16 protein-coding genes and 1 tRNA gene are annotated in these 14,444 nt (G+C 61.6%); 7 read left to right on the top strand and 10 right to left on the bottom strand.

Going from position 1 to position 14,444, the window contains the following annotated elements; all coding sequences use genetic code 11:
- Positions 1–145: 145 nt before the first annotated feature.
- The 6 genes from RM533_RS05550 (at position 146) to RM533_RS05525 (ending at position 5,442) form a co-directional block, all read left to right on the top strand.
- Positions 146–889 (top strand): Bax inhibitor-1/YccA family protein, encoded by a 744-nt coding sequence (locus tag RM533_RS05550; protein ID WP_311340223.1) that lies wholly within the window; start codon positions 146–148, stop codon positions 887–889.
- A gap of 190 nt (positions 890–1,079) precedes the next feature.
- Positions 1,080–1,898 (top strand): hypothetical protein, encoded by an 819-nt coding sequence (locus tag RM533_RS05545; protein ID WP_311340222.1) that lies wholly within the window; start codon positions 1,080–1,082, stop codon positions 1,896–1,898.
- A gap of 112 nt (positions 1,899–2,010) precedes the next feature.
- Positions 2,011–2,086 (top strand) — tRNA-Ala (locus tag RM533_RS05540).
- A gap of 111 nt (positions 2,087–2,197) precedes the next feature.
- Positions 2,198–3,304, top strand: a complete 1,107-nt coding sequence (gene obgE, locus RM533_RS05535; RefSeq protein ID WP_311340221.1) for a GTPase ObgE — start codon at positions 2,198–2,200, stop codon at positions 3,302–3,304.
- A gap of 31 nt (positions 3,305–3,335) precedes the next feature.
- Entirely contained in the window at positions 3,336–4,484 is a 1,149-nt protein-coding gene (gene proB, locus RM533_RS05530; protein ID WP_311340220.1) for a glutamate 5-kinase, read from the top strand.
- Between the two features lie 49 nt (positions 4,485–4,533).
- Complete coding sequence (locus RM533_RS05525) at positions 4,534–5,442, top strand: NAD-dependent epimerase/dehydratase family protein (protein WP_311340219.1); 909 nt, start codon at positions 4,534–4,536, stop codon at positions 5,440–5,442.
- On the opposite strand, the gene RM533_RS05520 is transcribed toward RM533_RS05525, so the two are convergent.
- From RM533_RS05520 to sseA, 8 genes are all read right to left on the bottom strand, one after another.
- Positions 5,439–6,242 (bottom strand): phosphoadenylyl-sulfate reductase, encoded by an 804-nt coding sequence (locus RM533_RS05520; protein ID WP_432265039.1) that lies wholly within the window; start codon positions 6,240–6,242, stop codon positions 5,439–5,441. The genes RM533_RS05525 and RM533_RS05520 overlap by 4 nt on opposite strands.
- On the bottom strand, positions 6,235–6,675 hold the full coding sequence (locus RM533_RS05515) for a DUF934 domain-containing protein (RefSeq protein WP_311340217.1): 441 nt from the start codon (positions 6,673–6,675) through the stop codon (positions 6,235–6,237). The genes RM533_RS05520 and RM533_RS05515 overlap by 8 nt, the downstream gene beginning before the upstream one ends.
- Complete coding sequence (locus RM533_RS05510) at positions 6,668–8,302, bottom strand: nitrite/sulfite reductase (RefSeq protein ID WP_311340216.1); 1,635 nt, start codon at positions 8,300–8,302, stop codon at positions 6,668–6,670. The genes RM533_RS05515 and RM533_RS05510 overlap by 8 nt, the downstream gene beginning before the upstream one ends.
- 1 nt (position 8,303) lies before the next feature.
- Positions 8,304–8,600 carry a DUF2849 domain-containing protein gene (locus RM533_RS05505; RefSeq protein WP_311340215.1) on the bottom strand — a complete coding sequence of 99 codons (297 nt, stop codon included), beginning with the start codon at positions 8,598–8,600 and terminating at the stop codon, positions 8,304–8,306.
- Positions 8,597–9,385 carry a uroporphyrinogen-III C-methyltransferase gene (gene cobA / locus RM533_RS05500; RefSeq protein WP_311340214.1) on the bottom strand — a complete coding sequence of 263 codons (789 nt, stop codon included), beginning with the start codon at positions 9,383–9,385 and terminating at the stop codon, positions 8,597–8,599. The genes RM533_RS05505 and cobA overlap by 4 nt, the downstream gene beginning before the upstream one ends.
- Before the next feature lie 75 nt (positions 9,386–9,460).
- Complete coding sequence (locus tag RM533_RS05495; protein ID WP_311340213.1) at positions 9,461–10,447, bottom strand: mechanosensitive ion channel family protein; 987 nt, start codon at positions 10,445–10,447, stop codon at positions 9,461–9,463.
- On the bottom strand, positions 10,444–11,727 hold the full coding sequence (gene metC, locus RM533_RS05490) for a cystathionine beta-lyase (protein WP_311340212.1): 1,284 nt from the start codon (positions 11,725–11,727) through the stop codon (positions 10,444–10,446). Before metC ends, RM533_RS05495 begins: the two co-directional genes overlap by 4 nt.
- The gene (gene sseA / locus RM533_RS05485) at positions 11,724–12,566 is read right to left on the bottom strand and encodes a 3-mercaptopyruvate sulfurtransferase (protein ID WP_311340211.1); all 843 of its coding nucleotides are present in this window, start codon (positions 12,564–12,566) and stop codon (positions 11,724–11,726) included. The genes metC and sseA overlap by 4 nt, the downstream gene beginning before the upstream one ends.
- Positions 12,567–12,684: 118 nt before the next feature.
- Here sseA and queF point away from each other — a divergent pair, with 118 nt between their 5' ends.
- Positions 12,685–13,146: a preQ(1) synthase gene (queF, locus tag RM533_RS05480; RefSeq protein WP_311340210.1), complete on the top strand. Its 462-nt coding sequence runs from the start codon at positions 12,685–12,687 to the stop codon at positions 13,144–13,146.
- Positions 13,147–13,149: 3 nt separating this feature from the next.
- On the opposite strand, the gene RM533_RS05475 is transcribed toward queF, so the two are convergent.
- Together RM533_RS05475 and RM533_RS05470 are read right to left on the bottom strand one after the other, a co-directional pair.
- Entirely contained in the window at positions 13,150–13,995 is an 846-nt protein-coding gene (locus RM533_RS05475) for an HpcH/HpaI aldolase/citrate lyase family protein (protein WP_311340209.1), read from the bottom strand.
- Entirely contained in the window at positions 13,995–14,444 is a 450-nt protein-coding gene (locus RM533_RS05470) for a MaoC family dehydratase (protein WP_311340208.1), read from the bottom strand. Before RM533_RS05470 ends, RM533_RS05475 begins: the two co-directional genes overlap by 1 nt.

Raw genomic sequence — 14,444 nt, 5'->3', positions numbered from 1 at the left:
AATATTAAGAGTGCGTTACGCCAGCGGCAGGCATTCGGCGGACGAGAGCCGCACGCCGGTTTCGCTTGAAAAATGCGGAACAGATCGCGATATTGAGCGCAACGGTCCGAGTATGGTTCGGGCCGGTAGAGGAGTTTGGAGAAAAATGGCCAATTGGAACGATCCCCAGCCCACTCGGACGGGCTTCGGCGCGTCTCCGAGCTTTGATGGGCGGGTGCAACAGACCGCAGGTTTCGATGCCGGCCTGCGCAAATACATGTTGTCCATCTACAATTACATGGCAGCAGGCGTGGCGCTTACAGGCGCAGTGGCATTTGTCATGGCGAACACCGCGTTCGGCATTTCTGTCATGTCTTCGCCGCTGATGTGGCTGATCGTCCTGTCGCCGCTTGCGATCGTCTTTGCGATGTCGTTCGGCGCCAACCGCTTTTCCGAATCGACGCTCAAGGCGTTGTTCTGGGGATTTGCGGCGCTGATGGGTGCATCCTTGTCCACCGTTTTCGCGGTGTACACAGGAGCGTCGATTGCCGCGACCTTCTTTGCAACGGCAGGCGCGTTTGCTGGCCTTAGCCTGGTTGGCTACACGACCAAGAAAAACCTGTCCGGCATGGGCAGCTTCCTCATCATGGGCGTGATCGGCCTGATCATTGCATCGGTGATCAACCTGTTTGTGCAAAGTTCGGCACTGATGTGGGCAATCAGCTTCCTTGGCGTGCTGATCTTCGCTGGATTGACTGCCTACGATACGCAACGGCTGAAGAACCAGTATGCCCAGCTTGTCGGCAGCGAATTCATGGGCAAGGCGGTGATCCTTGGTGCACTTACCCTGTATCTGGACTTCATCAACATGTTCCAGTTCCTGCTCATGTTCATGGGCCAGCGCGACTGATCCTCTTTAACGACGACGGATGCAAACGCCCGGTCGGCCAAGTGGCTCGATCGGGCGTTTTTCTTTGTTTTTGATGGTTTACCCGGCCATGCAATCTGGCGCATACATGCAGGCCTCACCCGTTTCGGGGCCTGTGGTGCGATTCCCCGGTCGTCAGAGCCAGGCCATGCAGACCAGAAGGCAAATGAACATGACTCCACGGTTTATCAAAGGTTCGCAAGCGGGTGCGCTGTTTGGCCTTGCTGCCGGAATTGCGGCATTGGGGGCATGCTCCACCCCGCCGCCTCAACCGGCGCCGCCGCCGCCGCCGGTTGTGCAAGAGGCATTTCCCGCCCGCCCAATCGCGCCGTACAATGCGCATGAGGGTCTGCGCATTCCGGCGGTCGATGCAAATGGCGTTCGCCAGACGGTCAACAGTGGCCTTACTCCTTCACAGATGATCTGGAACGTGCGTTCGGCTTACAATGTCGCTGCACTCAATTGCACGGGTCCGGTTCACGCTGCACTGGCTGAAAACTACGGCATGTTCCTGAAAGGGCATGACAAGGAGCTGACGGCGGCCAATCGGACGCTGAACGAGCAATTCCGCAGCGAATTTGGCGCCAAGTCAAATGCTGTGCGCGACGCGTACATGACGCAGGTTTACAATTATTTCGCCTTGCCCGCGGTGCTTCCCGACTTCTGCCAGGCAGCCTTGCAGATGAGCGAGCAGCTTGCGCTGGTTCCTCAAGGCGAGCTTGAAACCACAGCAGCACAGGTCCTGCCCGATCTGGAGCGGGTCTTCGTCGCCTTTTTCGACCGTTATGACAGCTACCGTGCGCAGGCCGCGGCATGGGACGCCAATTATCTTGCGACATATGGCGAACCTTATCCTTATGCTCCGCGCATGATCATCGACACGACGCTGCCGGTAACCGAGTCGATGGAGCAGGCTGGTTTTGATGCGGCGGTCGGGGCGGGCGCTCCTATCGCGGGCACTCAGGATGAAGCGCTGCCGCCATCATCGTGATGCGCTGCCTTGCAAGTGCATTTGCGCTTTGCTTCGCGACGGTGCTGCGTTAACAGCGCGGCTTGCCGGGTAAGGCGCACTGGAGCGCGGAACATCCGGCTCGGACTGGAACGGGGCCGTAGCTCAGTTGGGAGAGCGCGTCGTTCGCAATGACGAGGTCAGGGGTTCGATTCCCCTCGGCTCCACCAGTCCTTTTGCGTGCAGGCACATGAATTTGGCGGGAAGAGCCGGAACACGGGTTTCAGGTTGGCTCTACAGATAGGCTGGCACTTCAAGGGCCGGGCGCCTACATGCGCTCCATGCATTTTCTCGATCAGGCAAAAGTCTATCTTCGATCCGGCGCGGGCGGTCCAGGCGCGGTCAGCTTTCGACGTGAAAAATACGTGGAGTTCGGCGGACCCGACGGCGGCGATGGCGGGCGTGGCGGAGACATCGTTTTCGAAGCGGTGCCCGGGCTCAACACGCTGATAGATTTCCGCTACGCCCAGCACTTCAAGGCCCCTCGCGGCGTTCAGGGGATGGGCAAGGACAGGACAGGCGCGCGCGGCAAGGATCTGGTAATCTCCGTTCCCGTCGGCACGCAGGTGCTGACAGAGGACAAGGAGCAGGTGCTGGCAGATTTCACGCAAGTCGGCCAACGGGTGGTCATGCTTGAGGGTGGGTTGGGCGGACGCGGCAATGCCAGTTACAAGACCAGCACCAACCGCGCTCCGCGTCAGCATCAGCCTGGCATCCCCGGTGACGAACTGTGGGTGTGGTTGCGGCTGAAGCTGTTGGCTGACGTAGGGCTGGTGGGCCTTCCCAATGCCGGCAAATCGACCTTTATCAATCAGTTGTCGAATGCCAACGCCAAGACAGGCGCCTATGCCTTTACCACGTTGCGACCGCAGTTGGGTGTCGTCAGACACAAGGCGCGCGAATTCGTCGTGGCCGATATTCCCGGTCTCATTGCCGGCGCTGCGGATGGCGCAGGCATCGGCGATCGCTTCCTTGGCCATATCGAACGATGCCGCGTCTTGATCCATCTGATCGATATCGCCGGGTTTGGCGCAGGCCAGGAGCCTGTCGACGCGCTGCATACCGTGGAGCATGAGCTTGCAGCCTATGGTGCAGGTCTTGCGGAAAAGCCCCGGCTCGTGGTGCTCAACAAGGTGGATCTTGCCGATGATGAACTGGCTGGCGCATTCGCCCGTGAATTGCGTGACGCCGGCGCAGAGCAGGTGTTTGCCGTATCGGCTGCGACAGGAGCTGGCATGGAGCCGCTGCTCGACGCAGTCCTGCAACATCTGCCCCGCGTGACCAGCACCGAAAGCAAGGGCGGCGCAATGGGACTGGCGCAAGCGGAACTGCCGCGGGACGGCACAGATGGCGTGGACGAGCCTGCGCAATGGTCGCCGCTACTTTGACTTTACACGGGCTTGGCCTAAGCGTTGCAACATGACTGTAACGAGCAAACCTGTCACCCATCTCGCTGACCTTGCCAATCCTGCTGCTTGCCCGCGCATCGTGTACAAGATCGGATCGGCGCTGCTGGTCGGACCTGACGGTGCGCCGCGCCGTGAATGGCTCGCCGGACTGGCAGATGAAATTGCCGACGCCCGACGTGCAGGACAGGACGTGATCGTTGTCAGTTCAGGGGCGACTGCGCTGGGCGCTGCACGTCTCGGGCTTGACAAGGGTGGTCGCGGCAGCCTCCCCGACGCGCAGGCAGCCGCCGCAGTCGGGCAGATCGAGCTTGGCGGGATCTGGTCGGATCTGCTTGGCGCGCATGGGCTTATTGCCGCGCAATTGCTTGTCACACTGGAGGATCTTGAGGATCGCCGGCGGTATCTGAACGCGTCGGCAACGCTGGCCCGCCTGTTGGAAGCAGGTGTTGTGCCGGTGGTAAACGAGAATGATTCGGTGGCAACGGCAAAACTGCGCTTTGGCGACAATGACCGGCTCGCCGCTCGCGTTGCCCAAGCTGCGGATGCCGATGCTGTCCTGCTGCTGTCCGATGTGGATGGCTTGTATGACCGCAATCCGTCCGATCCGGCGGCAAAGCGTGTCCCTGTTGTGCGGGGCGTCACCGACGAATTGCATGACATGGCCGATGGCGGCAGCGCTTCGGGGCTCGGTACAGGCGGCATGACAACCAAGCTCAAGGCCGCTCAGATCGCGGAGCGCGCCGGCATCGCGCTGGTCATTGCCAACGGTTTTCACGACAAGCCGGTCTCGCGGGCGCTGCGCGATGGCATCGGCACGTTGTTCCTGCCGCGCCGCAACGACACGGGCAAGCGGGCATGGCTGGGTGGGCGCATGCAGATGAAAGGCTCCTTGATGGTGGATGCAGGCGCTGCGATCGCCCTGCAGGCAGGAGGGAGCCTGCTTGCCAAGGGTATCAGCGCAATCGAAGGTGAATTTCAGCGCGGCGACCCGATCATGATCAGGGATGAACGGCAGCGGGCAATCGCCAAGGGGCTGGCAGAATACGATGCCGCCGAATGCCACAAGATCATCGGGCATCATTCAAGCGAACAGGCAAGCCTGCTGGGTTACGAACCGCGCTCGGCCGTCGTGCATCGCGACCAGATGGTGCTCCTGTGAGCAGCGCTGCGCTTGCAAACAGACGTGCTGGCGCCTCCGTGCTGGCCGAATGAAGCTTGCGCTTACCGGTGCCACCGGATTTGTGGGCGGGGCGTTGCTTGAACTGATGCTGTCGCAAGGCTGCACGGTTCGTGCACTTGCGCGCAAGGAGCAGAAGCCGAGATCAGGCGTCGGCTGGGTGCTTGGCGATCTGGCGAAACATGATGCGCTGGTTCGGCTGTGCGAAGGATGCGACGCGCTCATTCATGTTGCCGGCGTTGTGAATGCGCGCGATGCTGCCGCCTTTCACGCGGGCAATGTGGCAGGGACCATCAACATGATCTCGGCGGCACGCGCAGGCGGCGTAAAGCGTCTCGTGCATGTCTCATCGCTCGCTGCACGGCATCCTCAGCTTTCCCTTTACGGTCAATCCAAACAACAGGCAGAAGCAGCGGTGGCTGTCAGCGGCATGGATTGGACCATCGTGCGCCCGCCGGCGGTTTACGGTCCCGGCGATACAGAAATGCTGGAACTGTTCAGAGCAGCGCGATCAGGTGTCGTTCCGCTGCCGCCATCAGGGCGTGCATCGCTGATCGCAGTGGATGATCTGGCCCGGTTGCTGCTGGCGTGCGCATTGCAAGACCGCACCAGCCGGCAGATTTACGAACCCGACGATGGGCGGCCCTTCGGGTGGAGCCACGCCGAACTCGCGCGGGCCATCGGCGCGGCCATCGGGAAGCGCCGGGTCTGGCCCATCGCGCTGCCAGCAGCAGTGCTCAGGCTGGCGGCGCGGGCAGACCGGCTGATCCGCGGTCATGGTGCCAAGCTGACAATGGACAGGGTCGGTTACCTTTTGCACCCCGATTGGGTGGCTGATTGCGCCTTGTGGCCCCCCGCCGCAGTCTGGGAACCTGCCATTGCCACGCGAGACGGACTGCGCATGACGGCACAATGGTACCGGAAGGCGGGCTGGCTCTAGAAAACAGGCTCGAAGCCGGGTGGCAGGTCCTGCTCATTATTGGTGCTGTCGGTGCGGATCGCATGGATCCCGCATTCCACCTTGTCCCATCCGCGCCACCGTCCGGATCGCGGGTCGTCACCCGGCGTGACCTTGCCGGTGCATGGAGAACAACCGATCGACGGATAACCCTGGTCTACCAGCGGATGACGGGGCAGCGCATGAAGCACGAGCCATGCTTCGATGTCTTCCTTCGACCATCCGATCAGCGGGTTGACTTTCAACCGGCCTGCCATGTCCATCTGGTCCGGTTCGAACACCGGCAGATCGGTGCGCGTGACGGACTGGAACGCCTTGCGACCGGTGATCGATGCGTCGAAGCTGCCAAGGGCACGCGACAGCGGAATAACCTTGCGCATCTCACAGCAGCCATCCGGATCATATGACCAGCGCAGGCCGCTGTCGTCGCGGCGGGCAAGATCATCGCTGTCGGGCGAAAGGATCTGGAGATTGGTCAGTCCAAGATGCTCTACCAGCCGGTCGCGATATGCAAGCGTCTCTGCAAAATGCTTCCCGGTGTCGACGAACAGCACCGGGACATCTTTGTCGATGCGTGATGCCAGATGGAGGAGAACCGCGCTTTCAGCTCCGAAGCTCGACACCAGCGCAGCGCGCCCGGTTACCTGTTCGACCAGCACTGCACGCAGCACTGCCTCGGCATCGCCGCTGGCAAACCGGGCGTTCAGAGCCGCCAGATCATCAGGGCCGAAGCGCGTTTCCACCCCGATGATGTCGCGCTGCCGGGCAGTGGTGCTATTCATGCCGCAACTGTGGATGGCGTAGCTTCCATATCGGAACAGCGTCATCTGCTGCATCCTGATAGACATGGGGATACCGGTTGAGCGCCGCTTCAACCTGCTGGGGGTCCAGCGGATGATTGGGGGCAAAACTGTCGAAGCCGCAGCGACGCATGAAGTACACCAGGTCAAGCAGCACGTCGCCAACCGCTTTCAGCTCCCCTGTGTAGCCTGCCTCACGCAGAATACGTGCTGTCGAAAAGCCGCGCCCGTCGCGAAAGCGAGGAAAATCCACCTCCACCAGCCGGACTCGATCCAGCATGGGCAGCAGCCGCTGCACATCGTCACCAGCTTCGATCAGAACCGACGCGCTGTTTGTCTGCTCCAGAAAGGCGTCGAGTGTAACCGCCGGCTCGTCGGCAGCAGCGTCGGTCCTGAACCTTGGATACTCACCCATAGATCGCCTCCTTGAACCCTTCCATTCCGACCCGGCGGTAGGTATCGAGGAACCGCTCTCCCGGATTGCGCAAGGTGCGGTACTGTTCGATCGTGCGTTCGACCGCATCGACAATGCCTGCCTCGTCAAAGCCGGGGCCGGTGATCTTGGCCTGGCTGGCATCTTCCGCGCCTGACCCGCCAAGCAGGAGCTGGTAATTTTCAGTACCCTTGCGATCGACGCCCAGGATGCCGATCTGCCCGGCGTGGTGATGCCCGCATGCGTTGATGCAGCCGGAAATCTTGATCTTCAGCTCGCCAATGTCCTTCTGCCGTTCAGGATCTGCAAAGCGTTCTGCAATCTGCTGCGCCACCGGAATTGACCGCGCATTGGCGAGGCTGCAGTAATCAAGGCCGGGGCAGGCGATGATGTCGGTGACCAGATCAAGGTTGGCGTCCGCGAGACCTGCTGCGACCAGCCCCTGCCACACCGCATACAGGTCCTGTTTCCTCACATGCGGCAAGACCAGGTTCTGTGCGTGCGTTGCGCGCAATTCGTCGAAGCTGTAGCGTTCGGCAAGGTCGGCGATCATCTCCATCTGTTCTGCGGAAATGTCGCCGGGTATCTCGCCAACTGGCTTCAGGCTGATGTTGACAATGGCGTAACCTGGCATCTTGTGGGCAGCGGTTTGCCGGTCGGCCCAGGCAACAAAACCAGGCTCTGATTGCTCGATGCGGTCCGTCAATCCCGCTTCGAATGGCGGCGGGGTAAAATATTCGGCAATCCGGTCATATTCCACCTGGGGGAAGTCGGTATCGAGCGTCAGCATGTGCTGGAATTCCGCCTCCACCTGCCGCGTGAACTCCTCCTGCCCCAACTCGTGGACCAGGATCTTCATTCGCTGCTTGTGGATGTTGTCGCGCCGCGCATGCATGTTCCACACGCGCAACACCGCCTGCACATAGGAAAAGATGTGCTGCGTTGGCAGGAAGTCGCGGATTTCATATGCCATGAACGGCGTACGCCCCATGCCACCGCCGGCGTAAACCTGAAACCCAGTCTCTCCTTCGGCGTTCTTTACGATGCGCAGGGCAAAGTCATGCCAGCGCAGTGCCGCGCGATCGGCAGCAGAGGCGATCAGCGCGATCTTGAACTTGCGGGGCAGATAGCTGAACTCGGGATGGAATGTGGTCGCCTGGCGCAGCAGCTCTGCCCACGGGCGCGGATCCATGATCTCGTCCGCCGCAGCGCCCGCGTATTGATCGGCCGAGATATTACGGATGCTTTCCCCGCTCGTCTGGATCGCGTGCATTTCCACCGTCGCCAGATCGGCAAGGATGTCGGGCGTATCCGCCAGCCTGATCCAGTTGTACTGAATGTTCTGCCGCGTGGTGAAATGGCCGTAACCGCGGTCGTATTTGCGCGCGATATGCGCCAGCATCCGCATCTGGCGCGAGTCCAAGGTACCATAGGGGATTGCGACGCGCAGCATGTAGGCATGGAGCTGAAGATAGAGCCCGTTCTTCAGCCGCAGGGGCTTGAACTGGTCATCTGTCATCTGTCCATCAATGCGGCGCTGCACCTGATCGCGAAACTCCGCGACGCGGGCATCCACCATTTCCTGGTCGTAGCGGTCGTATCTGTACATCCTATATCACCCAGTCTTGAGCGCCGGCATCATCCGGCCGGCGGGTAAGGTCCATGCGAACCGTGGGACCAAGCGCACGAATGCGGTCCTTGATATGTGCAGGGCGTACACCATCGGAAGTGTGTTCCGCCTTGATCGCATAGGGCACGTTTACCCGACACGCCGCATCTTCACGCAGCGCAATGGTATCCGCTTCCTGCCCTACATCCACAGCGGTGTTCACATCCGCGGACCAGCCTGCGCCATCCCACCACACGACATCGCCAGTCTTGAGGTCGTTTCCGGTAAGAACAATCATTGTGCCGCTTCCATTGCCAGAGTGACGAGCGGCGCATCGGCTTGCTCTTGCGTGACGTGCCCGATCACGATGAGGGCGGGGCTGACAATCTCTGCTTGCGTCACCAGGACAGGCAGTGCCGCCAGCGAGCCGCGCAGCACACGCATCTGCGGCCGCGCTGCATTTTCTATGATCGCTATCGGCATCTCGGGCGCCAGTCCGTCTGCCATCAATTTTTCCGCGATCTGCGGCGCAGTGGCCACTCCCATGTAGATCACCAGCGTGCGGCCGACACCGGCAAGTCCGGTCCAGTCCTGATCGCTAAGCCCCTTGCACTGGCCGGCGACGAAACTGACGATGCTGGCATGGTCGCGGTGGGTCAGTGCAATCTGGGCACAGGCGGCAGCAGCGTTGGCAGCGCTGATCCCCGGGACGATTTCCACTGCGACGCCGGCGGCGCGGCAGGCTTCCGCCTCCTCGCCACCGCGACCGAAAATCAGCGGATCGCCGCCTTTCAGACGCACGACGTCATTGCCGGCCAAAGCCTCGCGCACCAGCAAAGCGCAGATCTCTTCCTGCGGTACGGTGTGGCGGGCACGCTGCTTGGCGACCGAAATCAGACGTGCACCAGCCGGCGCCATCTGCAAGATGGCGGGATCGACGAGCCCGTCATGCACGAGCAACCGCGCACCCATCAGCAGGCGGGCAGCGCGCATGGTCAACAGGTCAGGGTCGCCCGGGCCGGCGCCAACGAGATAGACGCGACCGATGCGAGCGCGCCCGGCAATTGATTGCTTCATTTTCATGTGACCTGAAGTGGGCGGTTTGAGGCACCATGGCCAGCCACAATGATTTAACAGGGGGCAAGCTGCGCTTTTCTCTTAAGGAGGCGGCTGACCGTCTGTCCCTGGCGAGGACCCGTCCGGCATGCCCGGCAGATCGCCTTGCGCCTGCATTCCTTGGGACAGGGCAGCGATCAGCCTTTCGAACTGCGTGTTATCGCGCAGATTGAGATCACGTTGCGGAAAGGGGATCTCGATGCCGGCATCCTGAAACAGATGCCACAGCGTCTTCAGCACTTCCGATTTGACATTGCCTACCCCCTGTTCAGGATCCCTGATCCAGCAGTGAATGGTAAACCTGACTGAGCTTTCGCCGTAATCGGCCAGCCAGACCGTGGGCGCAGGAAGTTCCAGCACCCGCGCACAGCTTCTGGCCGCCTCCAGCATGAGTTCTTCAGCACGTTCGATATCGGAGTTGTACGACACGCCAACATTGATCTGCATGCGGACATTGCGGCTTGAATAGGACCAGTTTTCAACCTGGTTCACCATCAGGTTTTCATTGGGGATGAGATATTCGCGTTCGTCACGGGTGGTGACGGACACTGCCCTGATGCCGATCTTGCGAATCTGACCAAAGGTCTGGTTGCCCGCACCATCGGCGACGGCGATGACATCGCCCGGCTTGATCGATCGATCCATGAGCAGAATGATGCCGGCAATCAGATTGCCGAAGGTTTTTTGCAATCCGAAGCCGATGGCAAGGCCGAAAGCTCCGGAAAATACGGCAAGAGCAGTGAGGTCCACGCCGATGATGTCAATCCCGATCAGGATTGCAGCACCCCACACAAAGATCGTGACCAGCTTTTCGCCGAGAACCTGCTGCGTGCGGTCAAGCTTGCCCATACGGACAAAGGATTTCTTGGCCAGCCATGTACCCAGCTGCGCCGCCATGATGACGCCGATCACGACGACCGTGATGACAAGCACACCCCAGAGCGAGAACCGGCTCGTACCGACATCCACCCCTATTTCGCGCATGGTGGCGATCACGGGACGCGCCTGATTGGTCCACCAGTCGATCATGCAGCCCTCATGGTTGCAAAGGCCTGCGCCAGATCGGCGATCAGATCGTCGGCATGTTCAAGTCCGATGGACAGCCGGATTGCAAACCTGTCGCCTGCATCAAGACCTGCCGGCGGCCATGGCCGCACCGATCGGTCCCGTCCCGGATCCACAGGCAGCACCAGGCTTTCATAACCGCCCCAGCTATAGCCGATGCCAAACAGCGTGAGTGCATCGATGAGCCTCGCGCGGGCCGCATCGTCCTGTCCCTTCAGGACAAAGCTGAACAGCCCGCAGCCACCGCTAAAATCCCTTTGCCACAGGTCATGGCCCGGCGCGCTGTCCAGCATGGGGCACAGCACGGCGGCCACTTCATCACGCCCGCGCAGCCAGCGGGCGATGACCAGCGCAGTAGCGGCCTGTTGCCTGAGCCGCAGATCAAGCGTGCGCAGGCCGCGCAGCGCCAGCGCCGCATCGTCTGGCGACACGACCTGCCCCAGAGCCTGCGCCGTGGTGCGCAATGCGGGGTAGAGCCGTTTGTTTGCGGTGACAGATCCCATCATGAGGTCGGAATGGCCGCCTACATGCTTGGTCAACGCCAGGATCGCGCCGTCGCAGCCATGCGCCAGCGCCTGGAAGCCGGTTGGGCCAGCCCACGTATTGTCGAGCAGCACCATGGCTCCTGCCGCGCGGGCGATGCCGGCAAGCGTGGTCACGTCGCAGATTTCCATGGTCAGGCTGCCTGGGCTTTCCAGCAGGACCGCGCCTGCGCCCATCGCGCAAAGCTCCCTGAACCCCTCAAGATCAAGCGGGTCGAAAAATACCGGCTGCACGCCGAATCGTGCCAGCAGCCCCAATCCCATGCGGCGGGACGGATCGTAGGCGTTGTCGGTGATGAGCAGCCGTTCACCGGGCCGCACGCTTGCCATCAAGGCTCCTGCTATCGCCGCGACACCCGATGGAAACAGAACAGTGCCCGCAGCACCGGGCTCCAGCGCGCTCAGCGCTTCTGCCAGTGACCATTGCGTCGGTCCGCCACGTCGGCCGTAGAAAAACTGTCCGTCGGCGTTGTCCTTTGTCCCGGCACGAAGCGCGGCAGTATCATCGTAAAGATGCGTGCTCGCACGCCAGACCGGCGGGTTGACGACGCTGCCCGATAGCCCCGGCACGCTGGTAAACGCAAGTCTGCGCCCGATGCCCGCCAGCCGGGTTGCGACATGGCGGGATGCAGGCGAGCCTGTGCGCTCCGGGTCGGTATCACCTGCATCTGCGCCTCGTCCCGGACGCGAGGGCCCGCTCATGCGCGCCCGGTGGCCTTGGGTGTAGCGGGATCTGCGCCCCATTCGGCCCAGCTCCCGTCATAAAGGGAGGCAGTGTCGTTGCCGATCAGGGTCAGCGCCAGGAACAGCACCGCTGCCGTCACGCCCGATCCGCAGCTGGTGATGACGGGGCGTTCAGGATCGATTCCTGCTGCCTCGAACTCGGCCCGGAGTGCGATCTTGTCCTTCATCCGGCCATCTGCTTCATACAACATGCCGATCGGCAGGTTGCGCGCGCCCGGGATGTGCCCCGAAGCCATGCCAGGCCGGGCTTCCTTCTCCTGCCCGGTGAACCGTGCCGCGCTTCTGGCGTCCACCATCTGCTCTGCGCCGCCTGAAAGATTTGCCAGCACGGCATCCTTGTCACGAACGGCAGCGGCGTTCATTCGCGGTTCGAAACGGGCGGGGGTGATCTTCGGCTCGTCTTGCGAAACCGGTCTGCCCTGGGCTTCCCATCGTGCCAATCCGCCGTCGAGCACCGCCACCTGTTCCATGCCGAACAGCTGCATGATGAACCAGCCGCGCGCCGAACTGTGCAGGGGAGAATTGTCGTACAGCACCACCCGATCCGTGCGCGAAATGCCCAAGGCCTCCATCCTCGCTGCGAAGACAGGAGCGTCGGGCAAGGTGTTGTCGCCTGCGGCATCATTGTCCGCCAGATTGCCAAGATCAAGGAACAGGGCGCCTGGAATATGACCAGCGCAATATTCGGCATGCGCGTTTCGCCCCGAAGCCGGCAGATGATAGCTCGCATCGACAATGCGCAGATCGCCCGCTTCAAGGTTCTGTGCCAGCCATTCGGTGGTTACAAGAATATCCATCCTATCGCTCCTCAAAGTGGTGCCATGGTAAACATCTGCGCCGCCCGCGTCGAGCGTCCCATCGCTCCCCTTTATACTCATGCTTGAGCGTTTCACCGCGACAGTGCATGGCGGCTGGATGACCGAACATGAAGCCAAGCCGCTTTTCCTGGGGCAAAACAGCCCGCTTCCTGCCGCTCCTGAACAGGCGGTGCTCGATTATGTGCCCAATCCGCGCAAGGGACTGTTGTATTGCGTACGTTTTGCTGCGCCGGAGTTTACCTCATTATGCCCCGTTACCGGGCAGCCTGACTTCGCGCATCTGGTAATCGATTATGCACCGGGGCAAACGATTGTTGAATCCAAATCGCTCAAGCTGTTTCTTGGCGCGTTCCGCAACCATAGCGGGTTCCATGAAGATGTGACTGTCGGTATCGGGCAGCGGCTGTTTGACGAAATGGAGCCGCAATGGCTGCGCATCGGCGGCTACTGGTATCCGCGCGGCGGAATTCCCATCGATGTGTTCTGGCAATCGGGGGCGGTGCCAGACGGGCTCTGGGTGCCGGACCAGGGCGTCGCATCCTACCGCGGGCGCGGGTAGCGATCAGGCCTCGTCCGGCGATGCGTCTGCCTGCGCCAGGAGTGCCTGGGCCTGCTTGAAATGCGGCAGGTCCACCATCTGCCCATCTATCTCGACCACACCGGCACCGGCGCTGAATGCAGCCACGACGCGGCGGGCTTGGGCAAGTTCAGCTGGCGTTGCCGCAAAGGCGGCGTTGATGATAGGCACCTGCTCTGGGTGCAAGGCCATCATGCCGGTGAAGCCGTCGCGCCGCCCGCGCCGCGCGTAAGCGTTCAGCCCGTCAGCATCGCGAATGGCAGGATACACCGTTTCAATTGCAGGAACGCCGGCTGCATGCGCGGCAAACAAGGCCAGGCTGCGCACCGTTTCAAGAGGCGCGGTATAGCGGCCGTCCGCTTCCCGTGCGGCGGTAGCGCCAATCGCGGCGGGCAGGTCTTCTGCGCCCCAGGTCAGGCCGCACAGCTGGCTGGATACTGTCGCATAGCTGCCCAGTTGAAACAGCGCGCGCGGTGTTTCAGTGGCAATGGGCAGAACGGGCGGCACCGGGTGCTGCGCCATGGTACAAAGCTGCTCGATGCTGGCGGCGCCTTCAGCCTTGGGGAGAACGATGCCGTCAGGCTGGTGCGGCAGGACAGCGGCCAGATCGTCTGCGGCAAACGGCCCGTCGACAGGATTGATCCGCACCAGAACGGTCGTGTGCCGGGGCTGCTCGAGGTATTCCGCCACTGACCGCCGCGCTGACATCTTGGCCGCCAGCGCGACGGAATCCTCAAGATCGATGATGATGGCGTCGGCGCCGCTCTGCGCGGCCCTGGCAAAACGCTCCGGCCGGTCGCCTGGTACAAACAGCAGGGAGCGCAAGCGCATCAGCCGGATTTGCGGATCAGCGCAGAGCGCAGGCAGCGGCAGACGATTTCATCCCGCTGGTTGAGCAATTCATGTCTGAAAGTGACAATGCCTGCATCAGGGCGAGACTTGGAATTGCGCAGGCTTTCGACAATGGTGCGTGCTCGCAGCGTGTCGCCGATAAACACCGGCACGGGATGCGCTATGGTGTCATAGCCAAGGTTTGCCACCAGCGTGCCAAGGGTCGTGTCACCGACCGACAGCCCCACCATGAGCGAAAAAGTAAATGTGCCGTTGACCAGGATCTGGCCGAACTCGCTGGCCCGCGCCGCTTCGGCATCGAGATGCAGCGGCTGCGGATTGTGCGTCATGGTCGAAAACAGCAGATTGTCCGTCTCTGTCACCGTGCGGCGGATATCATGGTCAAGGCTGTCGCCAACCTCCCATTCATCGAAACAGCGTCCAGCCAT

The sequence above is a fragment of the Croceicoccus esteveae genome, assembly GCF_031846435.1.
GTDB lineage: Bacteria > Pseudomonadota > Alphaproteobacteria > Sphingomonadales > Sphingomonadaceae > Croceicoccus > Croceicoccus esteveae.
The sequence above is the reverse complement of the archived record's forward strand: the minus strand, read 5'-3'. Positions and strand labels throughout refer to the sequence as shown.